We start from the raw sequence: 22,692 nt of genomic DNA on the forward strand, positions 1-22,692 counted from the left end.
GTGTAGGCGGTTTTCCGTCCGGAATTGCGTCAAAACAAAGAGATAGAGTGGTTCGCCGTTTCCGTGAAACGGTGAACCGCTCTAGAACAGGCCTTCGATCTGACCCAGCTCGTTGAGGAAGATCTTTTCCGAAGACGGCGACTTGGGAAGCCCCGGCATCGTCATGATCTCGCCGCAGATGATGACGACGAAGCCGGCGCCGGCCGAGAGCCGGACCTCGCGGATCGGCACCGTATGGCCGGTCGGCGCGCCGCGCAGGTTCGGGTCGGTCGAGAAGGAATACTGGGTCTTGGCCATGCAGACCGGCAGCTTGCCGTAGCCGGCTTCCTCCCAGGTCTTGAGCTGGTCGCGCACCGACTTGTCGGCGATGGCCTCGGAGCCGCGGTAGATGCGCTGGACGATGGTGTTGACCTTCTCGAACAGCGGCATCTCATCCGGATAGAGCGGCGCGAACTGCGAAGCGCCGGATTCGGCGAGCGCCACCACCTTGTTGGCGAGATCCTCGATGCCGGCCGAGCCCTGCGCCCAGTGTTTGCATAGGATCGCCTCCTCACCCATCGAGGCGACATAGTCCTTCATCGCCTGGATTTCGGCCTCGGTGTCGGAATAGAAGTGGTTGATGGCAACCACCGCCGGCACGCCGAACTGGCGGATGTTCTCGATATGGCGGCCGAGATTGGCACAGCCCTTCTTGACCGCCTCGATATTTTCCTTGCCCAGGTCTTCCTTCTTGACGCCGCCATTCATCTTCATGGCGCGCACCGTGGCGACGATGACCGCCGCGGCTGGCTTCAGCCCGGCCTTGCGGCACTTGATGTCGAAGAATTTTTCCGCGCCCAGGTCGGCGCCGAAGCCGGCTTCGGTGACAACATAGTCGGCAAGCTTCAGTGCCGTCGTGGTGGCGACGACCGAGTTGCAGCCATGCGCGATGTTGGCGAACGGGCCACCATGCACGAAGGCCGGGTTGTTCTCCAGCGTCTGCACCAGGTTGGGCTGGATGGCGTCTTTCAAAAGCACGGCCATGGCGCCGTCGGCCTTGAGGTCACGGGCATAGACCGGCGACTTGTCGCGGCGGTAGGCGACGATGATGTCGCCGAGGCGCTTCTCGAGATCCTTGAGGTCGGTGGCGAGGCACAGGATCGCCATCACTTCGGAAGCCACGGTGATGTCGAAGCCGGCTTCGCGCGGGAAGCCGTTGGCGACACCGCCCAGCGAGCAGATGATCTCGCGCAGCGCCCGGTCGTTCATGTCCATGACGCGGCGCCAGGCGACGCGGCGGGTATCGATGCCGAGCTCGTTGCCCCAGTAGATGTGGTTGTCGATCAGCGCCGAAAGCAGGTTGTGGGCGGTGGTGATGGCGTGGAAGTCACCGGTGAAGTGGAGGTTCATGTCGTCCATCGGCACAACCTGGGCGAGGCCACCGCCGGCGGCGCCGCCCTTCATGCCGAAATTCGGGCCGAGCGAGGCTTCGCGGATGCAGATGATCGCCTTCTTGCCGATACGGTTCAGGCCGTCGCCGAGACCGACCGTGGTGGTCGTCTTGCCTTCGCCGGCCGGGGTCGGGTTGATGGCGGTGACAAGGATCAGCTTGCCGTCCTTGTTGCCCTTCACCGACTTGATGAACTCGGCCGAGACCTTCGCCTTGTCGTGGCCATAGGGTAAGAGATGCTCGTTCGGGATGCCGATCTTGGCGCCGATCTCCTGGATCGGTTTCTTCTTGGCGGCGCGGGCGATCTCGATGTCGGACTTCACTTCGGCCATGACGGCTTTCCTCTGGATTGGGCGGTGGAAGGGGCGGTTTTGATCATCTGTGCATGTTCGAAACGCCGCGCGGACGCAAGGGCAAGTTCTAACCCTGTCGCTGCCGCGGCGTCAACTTTCATGCAACTATGTTTCCTGCAAAGAAAGAATATTGCTGTTCCCGGCTCGACCCTGCTCGGGTCTTCGGCCCCGGTCGCTTGCGGCGTATAGAAGCCAGAGCGAAGACCGTTCCGCCGTCTCAAAACAGCCGCTGAATACGCGAAAAGCGACAGAAGCGACGGCGCAAATCCACCATCGCCGTGTCGACTCGAGGCGACGCTACTGCGTCAGAACGTTGCTGATCTCGACCATGTTGGAGCGCACCCTGAGAATATAGAAGCCCATCGTCGTCAGATGCGTCGGCAGGAGCCAGCCATCCTCGCGGCCATTGGCGATGATGAAGGGCTGGATGCGCAGCGCCGAGACGAATTGCGCGTCCATCGTGTCCCAAAGGCTCTGCAGGTGCTTTTCCTTGATCACGTCCTCGAAGTCGGCCTGAGCGCCCTTCATCAGGCCGTAATAGGCGTAGAGCTGGCCGTAGGCGAACCAGAAGCGGTCGTCGGCTCGGGTATCGAACCAGCCATTGTTGTGGTTTTCGGCGCGTTCCTTGAGGATGGCCGAGGTCGAGCCGATGTCCGAGGCGATGCGGTCGATATATTGCTTCAGGTTGTCGGCGCGGGCGTCGAAAGTCGCCTGGCAAGTGGCGAGGCGGGCGTTGAAGGAGCGCAGCTTGCGCACCGCGTCGCGATAGTAGCTTGGCGTCGGCGTCTTCGGGCCGAACGGGTTCAGGCCGAAATACCAGGTGTATTCGTCGAACTGCAGATTGCCGCGGGCATCCTGCAGGTCGGCGTCGATCTGCGATGTCGTGCGCACGCGGCCGAGATTGTCGGCAAGCTCGGTCGCGGTCCGCCGCACCGCCTGGTTGATGCCGCGCTGGAAGGAAGCCTTGTTGTCCATCCAGGGCGTGTCATCCCAGTTGATGCCGAACAAGCCGAGCTTGTAGAGGATCATCGACGAGATCCAGGCATTCTGGTTGACGTTGAAGTCGGTCAGGTCAGCCGCGACCTGCGCGATCGCCGAATTGCCGCAGGTCTTTGCCGTATCGGTGCCGGAGCCGGCAGACACCTGCTCGCCCGCCGAGACGTTGCGCTTCTCGAAGGTGTATTTGTCGGGATAGCTCGGATCGAAATTGTTCCACCACTGCGTGGCGTAGAAGAAATTGGCGTAAAGGCCGATGAGCACGACAATGGCGAGCCCGACCACCGCCTTCAGGATCCAGCCGCGCTGGCCGTACCAGCGGCCGACCCACATGAACGGCCACAGGATGACGCCGATGAAGAAGCCGATGCCGCGGCCTATCCATTGGAAGATCTTGGTGAAGAAGTTCACGATCGGGTCGAGCATGGCTGTGGCACCCCCTTAGAGCAGTTCACCGTTTCAAGGGAAACGGCGATCTGCCCTAACCCTTTGTTTTGGCGCAATTCCCGGGCGGAAAACCGCCTACACGTTTCCTGGAATTGCTCTGATCAGGATGACGTTTCGTTGAAACGTCATCCTGATCCAACTCCTTGTTGGAGCATGATCTTCCTCCGAAACCGGTTCCCACTTTTCGGGATCATGCTCTAGTCAGTCAGGCCGTAAAGGCGCGCGCGGAACGCCGCCTTGTCCTTCAGATATGTGGTTTTGAGAACGTCCACAACATGGCTTCGCCAGGCGTCGCTGAAGCCGCCATAGTCCTTGTAGAAGCCGGGCTTGTTGAAGACGTAACGCGAAACGAAATCCTGCGGCACGAAATCCGAGATCAGCTGGTTGGTCAGCCAGGCGTCGGGATGATCCGGCTTGGCGCGCACGACCAGGAAGCGCTGGCGGGGCGGTACGTCCTCGATCTTGAGATGGCCGAATTGGGCGATCTCGCGCTTGGCGGCGTTGAGGAAGGGAAAGTTCCCGTCCTGGGCGATCAGGTCGGCATGTCCGTGGATCCAGGTCTGCAGCCAGACCTTGTCGACATCGGTCAAATTGCGATTGGGTTCGGCGTCGCGGATCAGCGCCCGCACCACCATCTCGGCGCGGTGCTCGAGATAGCCGGAAGCCTCGATCCAGGAGGCGCGCGGCAGGTCGAGGCGGCCGGTGGCGGCGAGGAAGCGGAACACCTTGTCGGCGTCGTTGATCGATAGGTAACTCACCTGCCAGGGGCGCGAACGGCGGAAGCCGGGGGCGGCCGGGTCGCTGATCACCGTCGTCATGTCGGGGTCGACGAAGACGTAGAGGCCGCCGAAATGGCTGGTCCAATAGGCGTTGTGGCGGAAAATCACCTGGTCGGGCACCAGCGCGTTCTCACGGATGTCGCCGCAGACCTTGGCAAGATCGACCATGCGCTCGAGCATGGCGTTGTCGCGCCAGGCGTCGGGCTCCTGCTTCAGCCGGTCGACCAGCTTGCCGAGCTCGGCCGCCTTGCCGAGCACATCCTCGGCCGACAGCACCTTGAACTCGACCTGGTTGATCGACAGCAGGTCCTCGATGTCGTTGACCTTGGGCACCTGGTCCTCGATCTCGCCGTAGATCACGTCCTTGATGGTCAGCGCATCGATGGCACGCTGGTTCCTGGACATGAACTCGAACATCAGCTGCGAGGTGTTGGAGAAGGCCGTGTGCACCACCGGCAGGTCGATCTGCGACGGCGTCAGGATGATGAAGCGGCGGTTGACCTCGTTGGGATCGAGATAGTCGTAATCGCCGCACGCCTCGGCGATCTCGGGCGAGAAGCCGGTGCGGTCGATCTGGAAGGTCGCAAGCTTGGTTGGCTCCAGGCTGAAGGCGGCAAGCGCCTTGTTGTAACGCTGGATGAGATGCGGCTCGTCAATGGTGAGCAGCCTGCCGTAGATCAGGTCATTGTCGCGCAGGAGATCGGTTTTTTTCTTCACCTATCCTTCTCCACGTGAACAGGCAGAAGGTGCCCGAAGGGCGGATGAGGGGCGGCGCCGCCTTCCCTTCTCGCCTTGTGGGAGAAGGTGGATCGGCGCGACAGCGCCGAGACGGATGAGGGGTGTTCCAGCGGAGCGAGACGCTGGTGTTCCCTGGAGCACCCCTCATCCGTCGCCTTCGGCGACACCTTCTCCCACAAGGGGAGAAGGTGGCGTTGGCGCGCTTCAAGCATTCCACGCCCCCTTCTTCTTCAATTCCTCCATTTCCCGCGCTGCTCTCTCACGCAGCCGGGCGTCGCGCAGCATCTTCTCGACAGCCGCGTCGTCGGACTTGTCGGAATAGCGGAACTCTGAATCGGCGTAGCGGTTGATCTCCTGCATGACCATGTCCATCGAGAACGGCCCGCGCAGTTCCTCGATCATCGCCTTCTTGTCATCGTAGCTCTTGTGCATGAAGGCTTCCGGCTTCTCGAACCACTCGTCGGGCAGCTCGATGTCCATGGCACGCATTTTTATCGCGTCGGTGACGTTCTTGATGGCGCGGCCGGTGAAGCGCGGCTCGACGTCCTTGATCATGTGCAAATAGGTGCCGATATCGGCCATGGTCTTGGGCGCGCCATTCTCCTTCATGTAGCGCTCATAGACCTTCATCAGCCCGTCCTCCTGGGGCTTCTCGTGCTCTTCGTAAGCCTCGCTCACCGCACGCTGGATCTCCTGCGCGGCATAGAGCTCGTGCTTGCCCAATGGGATCTCGTGGTTCTTGCCGGCAAGCAGCACGAAGATGTCGATGTAGTCGTCGCGGGTCTGCGGACCGTCGACCAGCCAGCGGGCCCCGGCGCGCTGGCGAAGTGCGTCGTCGACGTTCTCGGGATAGTTGGAGAACATGCCGAAGGAGCAGTTGCCGCGCACGACCGTCGAGGCGCCGGCGAAGGCGTCCATCAGCACACCGGTGATCTCCTGCTGGCCGGCGGAAGCGCGGTCGTCGGAACGGCGCGCCGCGACCTGGTCGATGTCGTCGATGGTGCCGAAGCCGATGACGCGCGGATTGAGCACGTTGTTGATGAACTGGCGGCAGTTCTGGCCGGACTTGCCCTGGTAGGACGAGATCTGGTCGACGCCGAAATTCTCGTACGCAAAGGGGTAGGAGGCGACCTGGCAGTAGCCGTTGACGAGGCCGGCGATCATCTGGATCAGCGTCGTCTTGCCGGTGCCCGGCGCGCCGTCGCCGATGAAGGTGAAGAGGAAGCCGCCGAGCTCGACGAAAGGGTTCAGCTCGCGCTCGAAGTCGTAGGCCATCAGCATCTTGGCGAGCCTGACCGACTGGAATTTGGCGATGTGGTTGCCGACGACCTCTTCCGGCTTCTTGAAGGTCATCACCAGCGGCTTGGAACGCTTGCCGGGCGCAACGTCGAAGCCGTCGAGGGTGAAGTCGTCGACATCGATGCGGATATGGGCGTTCTCGAACGGGCCGATGCCGTCGAAGCGGCCTTTTCGCGCCAAAAGCCCGTCGATCGCGACGCGGGCAAAGGCGCGGGCACGCGTCGTCAGATCGGAATCGTCTTTCGAGCCGGCGATCGCTTTGTCGAGGCCGGCGACGATCGACTTCACCGCGTCCTGCGGCGTGTCGAACAGGAAGTCGGGTTCGGGGCTATCGTTCGGCGCCTCGCCGTCGCTGTCGATCAGCTGGAACAGGTAGGAGGCGAAACTGAAGGCCGAAACGTAAGCAGAGGCCGACAGAAGCTTCTTGAAGGTCGCCGCCTCGTCGCCTTCCAACGGCGCACGCGCGTTTTTCGCCTGCAGGCTTTCGAGGTCGGAGCCCTCGGCGAAGACACCCGCTATGGCGAGCGCGATCGCCAGGCCGCGCCGGACGCGGTAGAGCAGCGTGTGCTGCGGGATGCTCATCAACTGGTCGTCGGGGTGGATGGCCGCGACCGTCTTCGAAAGCTCGACCTCGCGCGTGCGGCGCACCGAGCCGACCGACACGGTCGAGACGAAGCGGCGGTTGGTGCCGGCGAGCGCGGTGCCAGATTCGCGGGACGGATCCTCCAGCACGACGATGCGGGTGATGAAGCTCTGCGCGGTCGCGCGGTGCTTTTCGATTGCAGCTTCCGAGATCGTTGTCAGGCCGGTGTCCATGAAGGATGCTCCGCGGTTTGACGGTCAGACGTCGCTGATGACCTGTCCGTTGGACAGGATGTGGACCTTGTAGCCGGAAAAGATCTTCTGCGCCTCGCCCGCGGCGTAGAGCGCCTGGTAGGCCTCGTGCGGGATCAGCGCGTGGTTCTCGTAGCTCGACACGCCCTGGCGCGCTGCTTCGAGATCGTCGGTGTTGATGAAGAATTCCTGCGTCGTCTTCTCGCTGGAGAAGAGCCCCTTGCGGCCGGGCTTCTCGCTCTTGGAAAAGACCTCCTGGATGGTCCAGGTGAGCAGCCAGGCATTCTCGGGCTTGCGTACCTTGGCCAGCACCTCGGTCACGGTCGAATTGTTGTCGGTGATGCCGGCCGAATAGAAAGGCCCCAGCACCACGCGCCGTAACTGCTTGGGGTGCAACGGCTCGAAATCCTTGTCGAGATTGACCGCGATCGTCGCCGGCGAGAGCGTATAGGCCGAATTCTTCTCGGTGAAATCGTCGAAGCGATGGGCAAGCTCGGGGTTGAGCAGGCCGTCGACGGGAAGCGGAATGTCGACGCGTTCATTCAGCTTGCCGGTGCTGTTGTCGACAAGCTGGCGCACCATGCTGTCCGAGGAATCCTCCACCGTCACCATGTAGATCAGCGGCAGGTTTGCGCTGCCGTCGAACGTCGCCCAGTGGACGAGATAATAGGGCCGCATGGTCTTCGGGTTGACCGAGACCTTGGCCGTCTGCGCCAGGGTGAAGGGGCCGAAGGTCGCCTCGCTCTTGACGTCCTCCAGATAGAGCCGCTCGGCCATCGACTTCTGCAGCGCCTCGGGAAACTCCTTGTGGCGCAGGATGAAGTCGGCCATCTCCTCGCGCAGCTCGCCGGCCAACGGGATGTTGGCAAGGCGGGCATCGGCCTGCTGGCGGTCGTTTTCCAGTTCGAGCAGGTTCTGGAACACGGGATAGCCGCTGTCGGCGCGCGAGATGCGGAAAGTGTCCATGAAGCCCAACCGGTTGCGCCAGCAGGCAAAGGACTTGTCCAGCCGCGCGATATACTCCGCGACGATCTTGGCGACGATGCCGTGCCGGTAAAGCGGCGAGCGGTCGTCGCGCATGAACACTTCCAGCCCGCTCAGCGCCGCCGTGATGGCGGAGAAATAGCGTGCCGCCGCGTCGTTTTCAGGTGTCATGTGGCTGCCGTGGAAATGAAGTCAGCGGCACCGCCCGAGCAGATATTCGTGGGATGCCCCACGAATATCTGCTTGGATCCCTTTGCTTTTCGCAGGTTCTGACCGCAAAACCGTGGGACACTTTTGCGGAACCTGCTTAGGACTGCACGTAGTTGGCGGCGTTGTGCTTCTTCATCACGTCGTCGAAACGACGCGCAAAAGCGTCGTCGGCAAGCTTCTTGCGGCGCTGGATGTCGGCCGAAGCCACCATGTTCTTCTCATGCATCTCCAAGAGGTCGCCGATGTGCTTCTGCGATGCGGCGCCGATGCCGGCCATCGTCTCCTCGGCCGTGTTGTCGACCTGGCTGCCCAGCGTATTGATCTTGTGGGCGACGTCCTGCTGGGCGGCGGTCTTCAACGAATCTTCCAGCGCCTTGTACAGCACGATGCGCTGCTCGGTGTCGATGGTCAGCTTGTTGATCAGCGTCGACTGCGCGGCGATCTGGTTGTTGAGCGAATCGACGAAGGTCTGGAACATCGAGGTGTAGCGCTCCAGCGTCTGGCTTTCTGCGAGCAGCTCCTGCTCCTTGGCCTGCTTTTCGTTGTATTCCGTCGCCATTTTCGAGCGCTCGCCCTCAAGCTCGGTGCGCTCCTTCTGGGTCGTGGAGGAGGCGATCTTGTTTTCGATATCGAGCAGCAGCGGGTTCAATTCCTCGATGCGCTTTTGAACCGCCTCGAGGTTGGTCATGGTCGTCTTGCGGCGTTCGATCACCTGCGACAGGCTGGTTTCGGAGGTCTTGTAGCGCTGGTCGAGGACCTGCTTCTGCGCCTTCAGGATGCCGACGATGGTATCGGACTTCGCCAAAAGCTCCTGCAGGTTGCCGGCCAGCGACATGTTGCGGACGCGGTCGGTGCGCATGCGCTGCTTGCGCTGCGCCGAAAAGACGCCGACGAAGTTTTCCCAGCCGGTGTAGTTCTTCATGCTTTCGAATTCGGCGCCGAAGACGTTGGTGGCGTCCTCGAGCCCGATGATCAGGTCGGCTATGTTGCCTTCCATGACCTTCTGCTGCTTGAGCACGTCCTCGATGCGGGCGTTCTCGATGTCGAAATTGGCGTCGCCGATCTTCTTGTCGGCCTGAGCAAGCGTGTCGAGCACCGTGCCGGACTGCTCGATCTTGGTGCGCATGTCCTGCACGACCTGCTTGGTCTTGGCAATTTCGGCATCGAAATTCTGCAATGTCGCCATTGGGGCCTCCCGCTTCGGCATCCGTTTCCGTGTCGTGGCGGCGAATATATGTGGGGCTTCAAGGGATTGAAAGAAGGAAGACAAGGAGAGGCGTCAAAACAAAAGAATTGGTTAGGTGCTTGAAAGACAAGGCAAGCATGCGCATGACGACCATTAAAGGGTGTCACCGTCGAACAGCTTCAGCTTATATGCCTTAAGTTATTGTTTTCGCGCACGGTCAAGGCGATGAAACAGCGCCAGAAAATCTCTGGCGCCGGCAACCAAACCGGTTTCTTCCAGCATCGGTCAGGGTTTCGGGTCGGCCTTGAGATAGGCAATCACGTTGGCGATGTCGTCATCGCTGGTCAGGCCGGTGAAGGCCATTCTGTTGCCTGGAACCTTTTGCTTGGGCGCCTTGAGATATTCGGTGAGGTTTGCTTCGTCCCAGACGACGCCCGCCGCGCCGGCATCCTTCATCGCTTGCGAATAACGGCTCGCGAAGCTTTCCGCCGAACCGGCCTTGCGGCCGACGACGCCCATCAGATGCGGCCCGACCTTGTCGCGATCCGTCGCCGCCTCATGGCAGGCGATGCAACGGTTGAAGACCTTCTTGCCCAGCGCCGCGTCGCCGCCGGCATGCGCGGCAAGGCCGCTGGCAATCAGGAAGAGCGCGGCGGACGAAATGGCTCGAAGCATGGCTGACCCCGGAGAGTTCTGGCTGTCGGGCTTATAGGGCGAAGCCTTTACAAACGCCACACCCTTGGGCCACGGGCAATCTCCGCGGCTCAGGCCTGCTGCGCCAGGTCGCGGCGCAGAAAATCGTGCAGCCGATCGACCGCCGGCGACGTCGACAGCGGGTTGCGCAGGATGCCGATCTCGAGGTCCGGCAACACCGGCAGCCCCTCATTGGCGCCGATGATGCGCAACGACGGAGGCACGCTTCGCTGGGCCAGGCCGGCGACCGCGAGCCCGGCCTGCACGACCGCGACCAACCCGAGCAGGGAGGCGCTGGAATAGGTGCAGCGATAGGATCGGTCGGTACCGCCTAGCGCCTGCAGGACATTCATCCGCGCCGCGCAGCCGGGCTCGAACAGGGCGACGGGCAAGGGATCGGTCTGCCACGCGACGTGGTTGGGCGAGGCGACCCAGACAAAACGCTCCAGTCTGACCACGTCGAGCGGCTGATCCGGCAGACGGGTGACGATCGCCAGGTCCAGCCGACCTTCCGCCAGGGTTTTCACCAGCGCGGTCGATTGCTCGCAGACGAGTTCGACGGTGACCAGGGGGTGGTCCTCGGCAAAGCGTGACAGCACCGGCGGCAGCAGGAAGGCGGCGTAGTCGTCCGGCACGCCAAGGCGCACGCTGCCTGTTTCCTTCGGCCGGGTGACGCTCGCCCATGCCTCGGCGGACAGCTTCAGCAGCCGGCGCGCGTAGATGAGGAAGTCCTCGCCGGCCGCATTGGGGGTAACGGTTCTCGGTCCGCGCACCAGAAGCTGTTTGCCCACCATGTCTTCCAGCCTTTGCATCTGCATGCTGACCGCCGACTGGCTGCGGCCAATGCGAGGCGCCGCATTGGAGAGGCTGCCGCTTTCGACGACGGCGACGAAGGTTTTCAGCAGGTTGAGGTCGAGCGGAGCGGCCATGATGCTATCAGCATATCGAATAGATGCTCACAAATCTATTCGCTTGATTGGAACCATTTCAGCTGGCCAGATGGATGGCAACCTGTCGGAGAGCCCATGATGAGGGACATATCGATCGCCCGCTTCCCCGCCGCGAGCCTCGCGCTGGCGATGACGATTGCCGGCACGGTCGGCGCCTTCGTCACGGAGTCGGGACAGCAGCCCGTCACCGTCGTCTTCTGGCGATGCGTGTTCGGCGCCATATTCCTGGCCGCCTGGTGCCTGCTGCGCGGCTACCTGCCGGATCGGACACTGTCCCCATCCCGGCTTGCGCTTGCCGCACTCGCCGGCGTTTGCATGGTGCTAAGCTGGACAGCCTTCTTCGCCGGCTTCGCCATGACATCGATCGCAACCACGACGATCGTCTACCATGTGCAGCCGTTCTTCGTGGTGCTGCTTGGCGTCGCCTTCCTCAAGGAACGCATCTCGCTCGACCAGATGCTGTGGATGGTTGCCGCCTTCCTGGGCGTCGTGCTGGCCAGCGGCCTGGTTGTGACGCATGGCCATGCCGACGCGAGATGGGCGCTGGGCATCACGCTGACGCTCGGCGCCGCCCTGCTTTACGCGGTGGCGACGATTCTGGCCAAAGGCCTCGGACAACAGCGCGCCGAGGTGACGGTGCTTTGCCAGACGCTGGTCGGCGTCGTGATGCTTGCCCCGTTCGCCGACATCGGCCATCCCATCCCGCCGGCATCGTGGGGCTGGCTGGCCGGGATCGGCATCCTGCATACCGGCATCGCCTATGTGCTGATGAATTCCGCCTTTCCGCGCCTGACGACGCCGGTGATCGGCATCATCACTTTCATCTATCCTGTCGTCGCCATCGTCATCGACTGGGCACTATACGCGCATCCGCTCCGGCCCGCGCAGGCTGCCGGCATGGCGCTGATCGCTCTGGCAACGCTCGGCGTGCGACTCGGCTGGCGGTTTCCCATACGGCGTGTTTCCGCGGCCTGAAGCTGCTCATGCCCTGACGAAGCCGATGAAGTCGTCGGGTGCTGCCCTGCCCATTTCCTCTTCCCAATGGCGGCGGCAGAGCGAGACATAAACATCCTTGCCGATCGCCACCTGCTCGCCCTGCTTGGCCACCTTGCCGTCGGGTCCCAGGCGCACCACCATCGTCGCCTTGCGTCCGCAACGGCAGATGGTGCGGACCTCGCGCAGGTCGTCGGCGATCGCCAGAAGCGCGCGGGAGCCGGAAAACAGATTGCCCTGGAAGTCGGTGCGCAGGCCGTAGCACATGACCGGGATGTTCAGCCGGTCGGCGATGCGTGCCAACTGCCAGACCTGCTCCTCTTCGAGGAACTGCGCCTCGTCGACGAAGATGCAGTGCACCGCGGCGTGTGCGTGATGCTCGGCAACCCTGGCAAAGAGGTCGTCACCGTCACGGAACATCTCGGCCTCGGTTTCGAGGCCGATGCGCGACGAGATCAATCCTGTGTCGCCCTTGCGGTAATGGCCGGCGACGAACAGCATCGTCGACATGCCGCGTTCGCGATAGTTGTAGGATGCCTGCAAAAGCATGGTCGTCTTGCCGGCATTCATCGTTGCATAGTGGAAGTAAAGCTTGGCCATGTCGCTCTTTTGGGATGTCGGGCTTCAGGTGAGGCCGAGCCGACCTGAATCTCGATACACCCTAAGCCGACTTTTCGCGGCTCGGGGAGAGGGCGCCGGCTCCGTCCACCAAAAACTCGATGTCGTTCAAAAGCACGTCATGTCGCGTAATGGCCAGCGCGCGCCGTTCATCGTGACGTTGAACCGCTTGAAACAACTTCAAAATGGTGTTTGGCTGACGAAACAAGGCGGGCGCAAGAACCGTGACTTCGCATCGCCTGAGAATTGCAATGGGAGAAAGTCCATGTCGCGTATGAAATCTATCGTCGCAGGCCTCGGTCTTGCGGCGCTTCTGACCACGACCGCCGCTTATGCCGGCGATCCGGCGAGCTGCAAGGCGGTTCGCCTATCCGATGTCGGCTGGACCGACATCCAGGCCACGACGGGCCTGGCATCGGTACTGCTCACCGCGCTCGGCTACGAGCCGCAGGTGATCCAGCTTTCGGTGCCGGTGACCATGGCCTCGCTGAAGAACAAGGACCTCGACGTCTTCCTCGGCAACTGGATGCCGTCGATGACCAACGACATCAAGGACTACACCGCCGACGGTTCGGTCGAGACGATCAGCACCAACCTCACCGGCGCCGGCTATGGCATCGTCGTGCCGACCTATGTGGCGGATGCGGGCGTCAAGTCGCTGACCGATCTCGGCAAGTTCAAGGACAAGTTCAACGGCAAGATCTACGGCATCGAGGCCGGCAATGACGGCAACCGCATCATCCTCGACATGATCAAGAACCCGAAGGACAATCTGGACGGCTTCGAGCTGGTCGAGTCGTCGGAAGCCGGCATGCTGACGCAGGCCGAGCAGTCGATGAAGAACAATGAGTGGATCGCCTTCCTCGGCTGGACGCCGCATCCGGTGATGGGCGCCATGAAGATCACCTATCTCGACGGCATGGGCGACAGCGGCTTCGGCGCTGCCACCGTCTATACCAATGTGCGCAAGGGCTACACCACCGAATGCCCGAACGCCGGCAAGTTCATCGCCAACCTGAAGTTCAATCTCGACATGGAAGGCGAGATGATGGACGCGATCCTGAAGGGCGGCGACGCCCAGACGGTGGCGAAAGACTGGCTGAAGAAGCATCCCGACGCCGTTGCGCCGTGGATTGCCGGCGTCACCACCTTTGACGGCGGCGACGCGGCTGCCGCGGTCAAGACCGCGCTCGGGAGCTGAGCCGGCTTTGAGTCCGGAATGATCATCCGGAAGAGGGCAGCCAGTAGAAAAGGCTGCCCTTTTTCTTAAAGTGCTCCGCGCTTTAAGTCTCTGTTTTTACGCATGTCATTTTCCCAAAACCGCTGCACACTTTTGGGTGACATGCGTTAAGCTGCGAGAAGATGACCGTACGGCAAGTGCGGCGAAGCCGAGAGGGGAAGATGGATCCGATTTCGAAATTCCTGACCGATTACAAAATCCCCATCGGGCCGTGGGGCAAGGCGTTCTTCGGCTTCCTGACCGACAATTTCGACACCATCTTCCGGGCGTTTTCAAACGGGCTGAACTTCATCCTCGACGGGGCGGTGGACCTTCTGCTGATGGTTCCGCCCGTGCTTCTGGCCCTGATCATCGCGATCGTCGCCTGGCTCTTGCAGCGTTCGCGGCCGCTTGCCATCGGCGTCTTCCTCGGCCTGATCTTCATCATCAACCAGAACCTGTGGAAGCAGACGGTGCAGACGCTGGTGCTGGTGGTTGCCGCCGCCGCCATGGCCATGGCCATCGGCGTGCCGCTCGGCATCTGGGCCGCGCACAAGCCGAAGGTCTACCGGGTCATGCTGCCGGTGCTCGACCTGATGCAGACGCTGCCGACCTTCGTCTACCTGATCCCGGTGCTCACGCTGTTCGGGCTCGGCAACGCGCCCGGCCTCATCGTCACCATCATCTTCGTCATCCCGACGGCCGTTCGGCTCACCCATCTCGGCGTGGTTTCGGTGCCAAAGGCAATCATCGAGGCGGGCGAGGCGTTCGGCGCCACCAAGCGCCAGCTTTTGTGGAAGGTAGAGCTGCCGTCGGCGCTGCCGACCATCATGGCGGGCCTGACGCAATCGATCATGCTGTCGCTGTCGATGGTGGTGTTCGCCGCCCTGATCGGCGCCGGCGGCCTCGGCACGGAAATCAACCGGGCGCTCGGCTCGCGCCGCATCGATCTCGGGCTTGAGGCCGGCCTCGCCATTGTCGTGCTCGCCATCGTGCTCGACCGCATGACCCGGATCGGCGTTGGAGGCAAGAAATGACCGTCGCGGTTGATTTCAAGAACGTGGACATCGTCTTCGGCGCCGACCAAGCCGGTTCGCTGGCGATGATCGACAAGGGCGCCACCCGTGCCGAGATCCTGGAAAAGACCGGCAATGTGCTGGGTTGCGCCGGCGCCAGCCTCACCGTGCACGAAGGCGAGATCTCGGTGCTGATGGGCCTCTCCGGCTCCGGTAAGTCGACGCTGCTTCGGGCTGTCAACCGGCTGAACGTGGTGTCGCGCGGCCAGGTGCTGGTCAAGGACGGCGACCGTACCGTCGATGTCGTTACCTGCGACGAGGCGACCTTGCGGCGGCTGCGCCAGAAGCAGGTGGCGATGGTATTCCAGCAGTTCGGCCTGCTGCCATGGCGCACGGTGGAGGAGAATGTCGGCCTCGGCCTCGAGCTCGCCGGCGTGCCGGAGGCGGAACGCAAGGAGCGGGTGCAGAGGCAGTTGAAGCTCGTCCATCTCGACCAGTGGTCGAAGAAATACGCGCATGAGCTTTCGGGCGGCATGCAGCAGCGCGTCGGCCTCGCCCGGGCCTTCGCGACCGAGGCGCCGATCCTGTTGATGGACGAGCCGTTCTCGGCGCTCGACCCGCTGATCCGCACCAAGCTGCAGGACGAATTGCTGCAGCTGCAGGCCGAGCTGAAGAAGACCATCATCTTCGTCAGCCACGACCTCGAGGAAGCGCTGAAGATCGGCAGCCACATCACGATCATGGAAGGTGGCCGCATCGTCCAGACCGGCGCGCCGGAAGACATCGTGCTCAGGCCCGCCAACGACTACGTCCGCGACTTCATCGCCAATGTTAACCCGCTTTCGGTGCTGACGGCGTGGAACGTGATGCGGGACCGCCGGGACCTTGAACAGGGCGAGGACGGCTGGGTTTGGCTCGACCGGCGCAAGACGACGCGCTTCAAGATCGACGACCACGGCCTGGTGGCAGCGGCCGAACGCGATGGCAAACCGGCGGTGTGGGTCTCCTGCGCCGATGTCGAGGCCCAGCCGGAGGAGGGAGCCCAGGTGTTCTGGGCCAACCCCGGCACGCCGCTGAAAACGGTGATGCTCGCCATGCATCGGTCGCAGACCGCCCCGGTGGCGCTGTTCGATGAGGGCTCGCGCTTCGTCGGCGCGATCGGCATCCGTGACGTGCTGAGCGCTGTGCTGAGGCGGTAGCGCTTCGAGGGCGCCCGGATCTCCGGTCTGGGCGCTTGTTTTTCCCCGCCTTCGAGCGCAGAATCCGCCCGTTGCTGCCCATGCGCCGAGGGGGTGATGCCGACGTCGCGCACAGGGGTTCCAGGCGCGGTTGCGCTGTCGATATTCGCCGGGGTCTCGCTTGCAGGCGGCGCGGCGTTTTCCCAAGGTTTTGTCATCGGCAATGGCGTCATCGCCGGCCAGCAGACGATGACCGGTGCCGGCGATACCGGCGTCGTGCAGGCAAACGGAGCGATCGAAACATTCGGCGCCGGGGCCGATGCTGTGCAGATGCTCAATTCGGGCCAGCGGCTCACCAATGACGGGTTGATCGCAACCTTGGGCGGCGGTGCCGCCAATGTGCATTCGCAAGGGCCCGACGCGACCGTCCTCAATAACGGAGCCATCCTGGCGATAGGCGATGGCTCGATCGGCGTCCTGTCGGAGGGCGGCAATGCGCACATCGTCAATGACGGCGTGATAGAAGCGCTCGGCGTCGCGACATACGGCATCATCAGTGATGCCCCCGGCGGGCGCGTGGACAACCGTGGCTTTGTCGGCGTTTCGGGTACGGCCGCCGCCGGCATAGTCGGCGACGGGCCGGACCTGGGGGTAAACAACAGCGGCTCGATCGAGGCCTATGGAACGGCCGCCGCCGGAATCCTCTGGCAGAGCAACGGCCTTCGGGTCGACAATTCCGGGTCGATCGTCGTGTCCGGGGTGGCTTCCGTCGGCATCGGCGCCAGCGGCAACGACATCGCGATTGCCAACAGCGGCACGGTCGATGTCTTCGGGACGGCCTCGACAGGCATAGGCACCCTGTTCGGCAACGCCACGATCAGCAATTCGGGCTCGGTCATCGTGGGGGGCGTGGCCGGTGTGGCCATCGCCGCCCAGGGCAGCAACTCGGTCATCACCAATTCCGGCCGAGTCTTCAGCGACCAGAGCGTGGCGATCTATTTCGGCGCATCCGACGCGGTGCTCAATCTTTTGGGCGGGACGGCCATCCAGGGGCCGATCGTCTTTTCCGGCGGCGGCAACACCGTCACCTTCGGCCCTGGACTGAATGCCGTCATGAGCTTTTCAGGAAGCGGCCTGCCGCAAACCGTCCTGACCGGTGGCAGGCCGTTCGTGACGAGTGGCGACAGCGTGGCGGTGGTGGACATCACCGGCTTTGCCAGCAGCGGGCCGCTGATCGAGGACCTTGTCGACGGCATAGCCGGCACTGCCGAGGCGCGCATGGCAGCCCCAGGCGACGGCTTGCCTGCGCCGCATAAAGGTCCGGACGCCTGGATTTCCACATTTGGCGGGATACGCTCCCAAGGCGGCTCCGGCGCATCGGCCGGGGTCAGCGAGGCGCTTGGCGGCGTGGTCGCCGGCGCCGAAAGGCGATCGGGCGATGGCTTCCTCGGTGGCTTGTTCCTCGGAGGAGCCGCCGGATCGACCGAGGTCGACGACGACGCGCAGGAGATTCTCCATCGCGGCGTGTTCGCGGGCGGCTATCTCGGCTATGACGCAGGTGCGCATTTCGCCGAGGCGGCATTCGTCGCCGGGGTGCTGCAGGAGCGCAGCCGCCGCCGCGTCGCGAACAATCAGGTGCTCGGCGGCGTCGAGACGGCGCGGGCCGATTTCAATAGCGTTTTCCTGAGCCCATCGGTCACGCTCGGCACGCGGCTGCAGGTCATGGCCGGCACGCTGATACCCAGCGTGCGGCTGCGTTATGCCGGGCTCTTCATCGACGACTTCTCTGAGACCGGTTCGGACGGCGATCTCGCGGTCGCGCGGCGCAACGTCAACGTCTTCGAGGCGCGTGGCCAGCTCGCGCTGGCATTGGCGCCCGTCAGCACGCCAAGCCAGGCCTGGCAAACCACGCTTCGAGCAGGGATCGATGCGATCGCGCAAAGCAGCGACGACGTTTCGGCGATATTGCTGGGCCAGGACATCTCGTTTCCCGCCGGCGGCAAGAAATTCGTGTTGCGCGGCTTTGCCGGCGCGGACGTCGCCGCGGCGGTGGGCGGCGGCATGACGCTCAATGCCGGCTTCGAGGGGGATTACGGCAGCGACAATGCCTTCACCGTCAGGGGCGTAGCTCGTCTCAGCAAGGCTTTTTGAGAGAGCTGCCCGACAGGCCGGCGCCGCGTTTGAAGGGTGGCGTTCCGTCGCTATGGGAAGGTCGTCTACCGAATTATATACTTTTCGAAATCCATTCCGATTCCAAAAGCTTGTGCAGTAGAATATTGCTGCGACCGCGACGGCGACGTCCGGCGGCGAAAATGCAGCAGGGTATGCGACGATGATCTTCCGTCAGCTCTTCGATTCCGTTTCCGGCACCTACTCCTATCTGCTCGCCAGCCGCAGGGGTGGCGAAGCGCTGATCATCGATCCGGTGCTGGAGAAGGTCGAGCGCTATCTGCAGTTGGTCAACGAGCTGGACCTGAGGCTGGTCAAGGCGGTGGATACGCACCTTCATGCCGACCACATCACCGGCCTCGGCGCGCTGCGCGACAAGACGCATTGCGTGACCGTGATGGGCGAGCAAACCAAGGCCGACGTGGTGTCGATGCGGCTTGCCGACGGCGACAAGCTCGGCATCGAGGGGCTGGCGCTCGACGTCATCTATACCCCGGGCCACACCGACGATTCCTACAGCTTCATCCTGCCTGACCGGGTCTTCACCGGCGACACGCTGCTTATCCGCGGCACCGGCCGCACCGACTTCCAGAACGGCGATCCGCGCCAGCAGTATGAATCGATCTTCGGCCGCCTGCTCAAGCTGCCGGACGAGACGATGATTTTTCCGGCGCATGACTATAAGGGCGAGACCGTGTCGACGATCGGCGAGGAAAAGGCCTTCAACCCGCGCCTGCAGGTGAAGTCGGTCGACGAGTATGTGAACATCATGAACAATCTCAACCTGTCCAACCCGAAAATGATGGACGTGGCCGTGCCCGCCAATATGCGGGTCGGGCTGCATCAGGACGACATCGCCAGCCGCGGTTGGGCGGTGAGCGCGGAGCAGGCGCTGGCGCTGGTCGGGCGGCCCGACGTGGCGCTGATCGACCTGCGCGAGCAGACAGAACGCGAGCGCCACGGCGTCATCCCCGGCGCGATCCATCTGCCCTATGCGCGGCTGCAGGAAAACATTGCTGCCGGCGGCATGCTGCACGAGCTGGCGAAATCAACCAGCAGGCAGCTGCTGTTCTACTGCGCCTTCGGCGAGCGCTCGGCGATGGCGGTGCAGGCAGCGCAGGACGTCGGCATTTCCAGCGCCCGTCACATTCAGGGCGGCATCGACGCCTGGCGCAAGGCCAGCGGGCCGCTGATGCATTAGCAAGAACGTAGAATTCAGTTCAGGCCGATCAGCTTCGAGCCGTTCCGGAACAGAGCCTCTCCATCCCGGTCGAAGCGGAAGGTGGCGATGAAATCGTCGGCCCGGTAATTCGGCAAGGTCGCGCGGATCGCGGCGGCGAAGGTTCGCGCCTCGTCCTGCCGGCCGGCCAGCGCCAGGCAATGGGCGGCAATCGCGAGGATGATGACATGGGCGTTCGGCCTTGCGGCCGCTTTCAGCGCCCATTCGGCGGCCGCTTCGAGCTCGCCCAGCCTTGCATGCGCCATGGCGCGCGCGCCCATCATGCCGAACAGCAGCGGATCGAAGGGGCTGAGATGGCGCGAATGGTCGGACGAGCCGATCGCGGATTGCGGATCGCCTGACTGCGAATGAACGAAGGACAGCGCGTAATGGCCGAGCGCGAAGTTGGGACTGAGGTCGACGGCGCTCGCCAACTCCAGCAGTGCGCCATCCTGCTCGCCGCGCAGCCACAGCGCGCGGCCCATCGCCCAGTGGGCGGCGGGGTTGCGGTCGTCGACCAAGAGGCTCTGGCCGGCGCTTTCGAAGGCAAGCGCGGTCTCGCGGTCGCGGTCGCCCCAGCGCTGGAAAGCATTCTGCCAGTGCGTGAAGGACATGCCGGCATAGGCGCGCGCGAAAGTCGGATCGAGCTTCAACGCCTTGCCGAAGAAATGCTGCGCCAGCTCGTTTTCCTGACGGGTGAAGCGATACATGTGCCAGAGGCCGCGATGATAGGCCTCCCAGGCATTGAGCGAATTGGGCGCCTTCAGCAATGCGCGGTTACGCTCCACCGTCGCGATCTCGGCGGCGATGGAGGAGACGATGCTGTTGCCGATATCCTCGATGACGATGAAGATGTCGTCGGGCTTGTGCTCGAAGGTCTCGGCCCAGACGATCCTCGCCGTGCGCACCTCGACGAGCTCGACCGAAACGACGACCCGTCCCGGCAGGCTGCGCACCGAGCCCGTCGCGACATAGTCGACATTCAGCCTGCGTCCGGCGTCGTCCGGGGCGATGTTCTTCTCGGAGAGAGCGAAGACCGAGCCGCGGGCGATGACGAAGAAATCGCGCAGCTTGGCTAGCCGCGTGATGATGTCATGCGTGAGGCCATCGGCAAGCCCGCCGCGGAAGCCGCCAGTGCCGGCGCTCTCGGCAAAGGGCATCACCGCGAGCGAAGCCCGGCGCGTCGCCGCTGGCTCGGATTCGATCGCGGCGACCGGCAGGTCCGGGACTGGGAAGGCCGGCCCGGTTCGGGCGCATGGCGTCGCGCCGGCGTTCCGGACCCTTATCTCCTGCCACGCCTCGCGCAGCGGGGTGAAATCCAGCTCTTCGGAGTGAAACAGCTCCGCCGCGGTGGCAAGATGCTCCTCGCCGGCGCCGATCTGTCCGCGCCGGGCCAGGTTTTCCAGCAGAGCCACATGCGCGCGGCCATCGAAGGGCGCAAGCTCCAGCCATTTGTCGATATAGGCGCCGGCCTCATCGGCCCCCTGCGGGACAAGACCGATGATGTGCTCAAGGACGGCGACATGGCATGCGCTGAAACGACGGCGCTGCGCCGTCAGCCAGCTGCTGAAATGCGGGCTGCGATCGAGCTCGAGACCATCGAGAAAGTCGCCGGCGAAATGGTGCGAGAGCGCTTGCAGCCGCGTGAGATCGAGTGTCTCGACGCCTTCGGCCACCGCCGCTGCGGCATCGAGCGCGTCCACATCGACATCGTCAAGGCGAAGCGACACCGTATCGCCATGGGTTTCGACCCGGCGCCGATCCGGGTCGTCGAGCGCGGCGCGCAGCTTGCTCAGGCACCAGCGCAGCTCGCCGCGCGGATCGTTGGGCACGTCCCAGAGAAGTTCGCAAAGGCGGCTGCGGCTGACAGGGTGGGGCGCCAGCGCCAGATAGGCAAGCAGCGCGCGCAGCTTGCGTGACGAGGGCAAGATAACCGGCACTCCGTCGCGGGCAATCGTCAGTTGCCCGAGCAGCCTCATGGACAGGCCAACGGGGTCGTTCAGGCTCGATCGGGTGGATTCCACGTATGTTTCCACGCTTTCTCCAACGCTGGCCAGTTGGTCCATATTCTATCACCAAAGATGACAGGAGGCAGCCGGCAGCCCCATTCCGTGCCGGAACGCCGCCGTTGCCGCAGTTTGCGGCAGATCAAGCAACCCTATCGCGGCCAGGTGTCGAAACCGCGTCGCCAAAGCTGCCGGTCTGTAACCGGCATGTGAGGACATCGAGGAGAAAGCTATGTTGCATCAATTGAAAATCAGAACCACGGCCGGGCGCGGCCGCCTGTTCGACAGCATTCTCGACACGGTCGGCGACACGCCGGTCATCCGCATCAACAATCTCGGGCCGGGTCACGCGTCGATCTATGTGAAGGCCGAGTTCTTCAATCCGGCGGCTTCGGTCAAGGACCGGCTGGCGCTCAACATCATCGAGGAAGGCGAGCGCAGCGGTAAGCTCAAGCCGGGCCAGACGGTGGTCGAGGCGACGAGCGGCAACACCGGCATCGGCCTTGCCATGGTCTGCGCGCAGAAAGGCTATCCGCTGGTGGTGACGATGGCCGACAGCTTCTCCATCGAGCGCCGCAAGCTGATGCGCATGCTTGGCGCCAAGGTGGTGCTGACGCCGCGCGCCCAGAAGGGTTTCGGCATGTACAAGAAGGCGGTCGAGCTCGCCGAGGCCAATGGCTGGTTCCTGGCGCGCCAGTTCGAAACGGAAGCCAATGCCGCCATCCACGAGGCGACCACGGGCCGCGAGATCATCAATGACTTCGCCGGTTCCAGGCTCGATGTTCTGGTCACCGGCTATGGCACCGGCGGCACGGTGGCCGGCGTGGGCCGGGTGCTGCGCCGCGAGCGGCCAGAGGTGAAGATCGTGCTCGCCGAGCCGGCGAACGCGCAACTGATCGGCAGCGGCAAAGCCCAGGAGCGCGGCGCCGGCGGCGCTCCGTCCGCCAGCCACCCGGCCTTCGAGCCGCATCCTATCCAGGGCTGGACGCCGGACTTCATCCCCAACGTGCTGCAGGAGGCGATCGACCAGCGCTACTATGACGAGGTGGTGCCGATCCCGGGTCCCGAAGGCATCAAATGGGCGAAGGCGCTGGCGCAGCAGGAAGGCATCTTCACCGGCATCTCCGGTGGCGCCACCTTCGCCGTCGCGCGGCAGATCGCGGGCAAGGCACCGGCCGGCTCGGTGATCCTGTGCATGCTGCCCGACACTGGTGAGCGCTACATGTCGACGCCGCTCTTCGACGGCATCGAGGCCGAGATGGACGCCGAGGAAACAGCGCTGTCGCGCTCGACGCCGAGCTGCCAGTTCGAAGCCTGAGATAGATAACGTGACGCCGCCGTTCGACCGGCGGCGTCGCCATTCTTGAACATGATCA

The 22,692-nt window shown here is 63.4% G+C and carries 17 protein-coding genes; 7 read left to right on the forward strand and 10 right to left on the reverse strand.

Annotated elements, in window-relative coordinates:
- Positions 1-81 precede the first annotated feature (81 nt).
- The 8 genes from FJ471_RS21535 to FJ471_RS21570 all read right to left on the reverse strand — a co-directional run bounded on the left by FJ471_RS21535 (position 82) and on the right by FJ471_RS21570 (position 10,877).
- The gene (locus tag FJ471_RS21535) at positions 82-1,761 is read right to left on the reverse strand and encodes a formate--tetrahydrofolate ligase (protein WP_140806760.1); all 1,680 of its coding nucleotides are present in this window, start codon (positions 1,759-1,761) and stop codon (positions 82-84) included.
- 318 nt (positions 1,762-2,079) lie between these two features.
- Positions 2,080-3,204 carry a DUF2333 family protein gene (locus FJ471_RS21540; RefSeq protein ID WP_140806761.1) on the reverse strand — a complete coding sequence of 375 codons (1,125 nt, stop codon included), beginning with the start codon at positions 3,202-3,204 and terminating at the stop codon, positions 2,080-2,082.
- Positions 3,205-3,422: 218 nt separating this feature from the next.
- On the reverse strand, positions 3,423-4,721 hold the full coding sequence (locus FJ471_RS21545; protein ID WP_140806762.1) for a DUF6638 family protein: 1,299 nt from the start codon (positions 4,719-4,721) through the stop codon (positions 3,423-3,425).
- A gap of 225 nt (positions 4,722-4,946) precedes the next feature.
- Complete coding sequence (locus tag FJ471_RS21550) at positions 4,947-6,857, reverse strand: ATP-binding protein (protein WP_140806763.1); 1,911 nt, start codon at positions 6,855-6,857, stop codon at positions 4,947-4,949.
- Positions 6,858-6,881: 24 nt separating this feature from the next.
- Positions 6,882-8,030 carry a hypothetical protein gene (locus FJ471_RS21555; protein ID WP_140806764.1) on the reverse strand — a complete coding sequence of 383 codons (1,149 nt, stop codon included), beginning with the start codon at positions 8,028-8,030 and terminating at the stop codon, positions 6,882-6,884.
- A 136-nt stretch (positions 8,031-8,166) separates the two neighbouring features.
- Complete coding sequence (locus FJ471_RS21560; RefSeq protein ID WP_140806765.1) at positions 8,167-9,255, reverse strand: hypothetical protein; 1,089 nt, start codon at positions 9,253-9,255, stop codon at positions 8,167-8,169.
- A 285-nt stretch (positions 9,256-9,540) separates the two neighbouring features.
- On the reverse strand, positions 9,541-9,930 hold the full coding sequence (locus FJ471_RS21565; protein WP_140806766.1) for a cytochrome c family protein: 390 nt from the start codon (positions 9,928-9,930) through the stop codon (positions 9,541-9,543).
- 89 nt (positions 9,931-10,019) lie between these two features.
- On the reverse strand, positions 10,020-10,877 hold the full coding sequence (locus tag FJ471_RS21570) for a LysR substrate-binding domain-containing protein (protein WP_140806767.1): 858 nt from the start codon (positions 10,875-10,877) through the stop codon (positions 10,020-10,022).
- A gap of 99 nt (positions 10,878-10,976) precedes the next feature.
- On the opposite strand from FJ471_RS21570, the gene FJ471_RS21575 reads away from it, so the two are divergent.
- Entirely contained in the window at positions 10,977-11,873 is an 897-nt protein-coding gene (locus tag FJ471_RS21575; protein ID WP_140806788.1) for a DMT family transporter, read from the forward strand.
- 6 nt (positions 11,874-11,879) lie between these two features.
- On the opposite strand, the gene FJ471_RS21580 is transcribed toward FJ471_RS21575, so the two are convergent.
- Complete coding sequence (locus FJ471_RS21580) at positions 11,880-12,491, reverse strand: thymidine kinase (RefSeq protein ID WP_140806768.1); 612 nt, start codon at positions 12,489-12,491, stop codon at positions 11,880-11,882.
- A gap of 283 nt (positions 12,492-12,774) precedes the next feature.
- Here FJ471_RS21580 and FJ471_RS21585 point away from each other — a divergent pair, with 283 nt between their 5' ends.
- The 5 genes from FJ471_RS21585 to FJ471_RS21605 all read left to right on the forward strand — a co-directional run bounded on the left by FJ471_RS21585 (position 12,775) and on the right by FJ471_RS21605 (position 19,292).
- Positions 12,775-13,710 carry a choline ABC transporter substrate-binding protein gene (locus FJ471_RS21585; RefSeq protein ID WP_140806769.1) on the forward strand — a complete coding sequence of 312 codons (936 nt, stop codon included), beginning with the start codon at positions 12,775-12,777 and terminating at the stop codon, positions 13,708-13,710.
- Positions 13,711-13,910: 200 nt separating this feature from the next.
- A complete protein-coding gene (choW, locus tag FJ471_RS21590; protein ID WP_140806770.1) occupies positions 13,911-14,765 on the forward strand; it encodes a choline ABC transporter permease subunit in 855 nt (284 codons plus the stop codon).
- Positions 14,762-15,943 (forward strand): choline ABC transporter ATP-binding protein, encoded by a 1,182-nt coding sequence (choV, locus tag FJ471_RS21595; RefSeq protein WP_140806771.1) that lies wholly within the window; start codon positions 14,762-14,764, stop codon positions 15,941-15,943. Before choW ends, choV begins: the two co-directional genes overlap by 4 nt.
- Before the next feature lie 96 nt (positions 15,944-16,039).
- Positions 16,040-18,073, forward strand: coding sequence for an autotransporter outer membrane beta-barrel domain-containing protein (locus FJ471_RS21600; RefSeq protein ID WP_140806772.1), 2,034 nt, complete (start codon positions 16,040-16,042; stop codon positions 18,071-18,073).
- 181 nt (positions 18,074-18,254) lie between these two features.
- Positions 18,255-19,292, forward strand: coding sequence for an MBL fold metallo-hydrolase (locus FJ471_RS21605; protein ID WP_140806773.1), 1,038 nt, complete (start codon positions 18,255-18,257; stop codon positions 19,290-19,292).
- A 14-nt stretch (positions 19,293-19,306) separates the two neighbouring features.
- Here the strand turns inward: FJ471_RS21605 and FJ471_RS21610 are convergent, their stop codons facing one another.
- A complete protein-coding gene (locus tag FJ471_RS21610) occupies positions 19,307-21,289 on the reverse strand; it encodes a transcriptional regulator (protein WP_140806789.1) in 1,983 nt (660 codons plus the stop codon).
- Between the two features lie 259 nt (positions 21,290-21,548).
- Here FJ471_RS21610 and FJ471_RS21615 point away from each other — a divergent pair, with 259 nt between their 5' ends.
- Positions 21,549-22,634, forward strand: coding sequence for a pyridoxal-phosphate dependent enzyme (locus FJ471_RS21615; protein WP_140806774.1), 1,086 nt, complete (start codon positions 21,549-21,551; stop codon positions 22,632-22,634).
- Positions 22,635-22,692: the final 58 nt, after the last annotated feature.

Source organism: Mesorhizobium sp. B2-7-1, from assembly GCF_006440735.1.
Lineage (GTDB): Bacteria > Pseudomonadota > Alphaproteobacteria > Rhizobiales > Rhizobiaceae > Mesorhizobium.

Coding starts and splice junctions, on each gene's coding strand:
- FJ471_RS21585 (WP_140806769.1), top strand. CDS start 12,775: ATGTCGCGTATGAAATCTATCGTCGCAGGCCTCGGTCTTGCGGCGCTT.
- FJ471_RS21560 (WP_140806765.1), bottom strand. CDS start 9,255: ATGGCGACATTGCAGAATTTCGATGCCGAAATTGCCAAGACCAAGCAG.
- FJ471_RS21580 (WP_140806768.1), bottom strand. CDS start 12,491: ATGGCCAAGCTTTACTTCCACTATGCAACGATGAATGCCGGCAAGACG.
- FJ471_RS21615 (WP_140806774.1), top strand. CDS start 21,549: ATGTTGCATCAATTGAAAATCAGAACCACGGCCGGGCGCGGCCGCCTG.
- FJ471_RS21575 (WP_140806788.1), top strand. CDS start 10,977: ATGAGGGACATATCGATCGCCCGCTTCCCCGCCGCGAGCCTCGCGCTG.
- FJ471_RS21600 (WP_140806772.1), top strand. CDS start 16,040: ATGCCGACGTCGCGCACAGGGGTTCCAGGCGCGGTTGCGCTGTCGATA.
- choV (WP_140806771.1), top strand. CDS start 14,762: ATGACCGTCGCGGTTGATTTCAAGAACGTGGACATCGTCTTCGGCGCC.
- FJ471_RS21555 (WP_140806764.1), bottom strand. CDS start 8,030: ATGACACCTGAAAACGACGCGGCGGCACGCTATTTCTCCGCCATCACG.
- FJ471_RS21570 (WP_140806767.1), bottom strand. CDS start 10,877: ATGGCCGCTCCGCTCGACCTCAACCTGCTGAAAACCTTCGTCGCCGTC.
- FJ471_RS21550 (WP_140806763.1), bottom strand. CDS start 6,857: ATGGACACCGGCCTGACAACGATCTCGGAAGCTGCAATCGAAAAGCAC.
- choW (WP_140806770.1), top strand. CDS start 13,911: ATGGATCCGATTTCGAAATTCCTGACCGATTACAAAATCCCCATCGGG.
- FJ471_RS21535 (WP_140806760.1), bottom strand. CDS start 1,761: ATGGCCGAAGTGAAGTCCGACATCGAGATCGCCCGCGCCGCCAAGAAG.
- FJ471_RS21610 (WP_140806789.1), bottom strand. CDS start 21,289: ATGAGGCTGCTCGGGCAACTGACGATTGCCCGCGACGGAGTGCCGGTT.
- FJ471_RS21540 (WP_140806761.1), bottom strand. CDS start 3,204: ATGCTCGACCCGATCGTGAACTTCTTCACCAAGATCTTCCAATGGATA.
- FJ471_RS21565 (WP_140806766.1), bottom strand. CDS start 9,930: ATGCTTCGAGCCATTTCGTCCGCCGCGCTCTTCCTGATTGCCAGCGGC.
- FJ471_RS21605 (WP_140806773.1), top strand. CDS start 18,255: ATGATCTTCCGTCAGCTCTTCGATTCCGTTTCCGGCACCTACTCCTAT.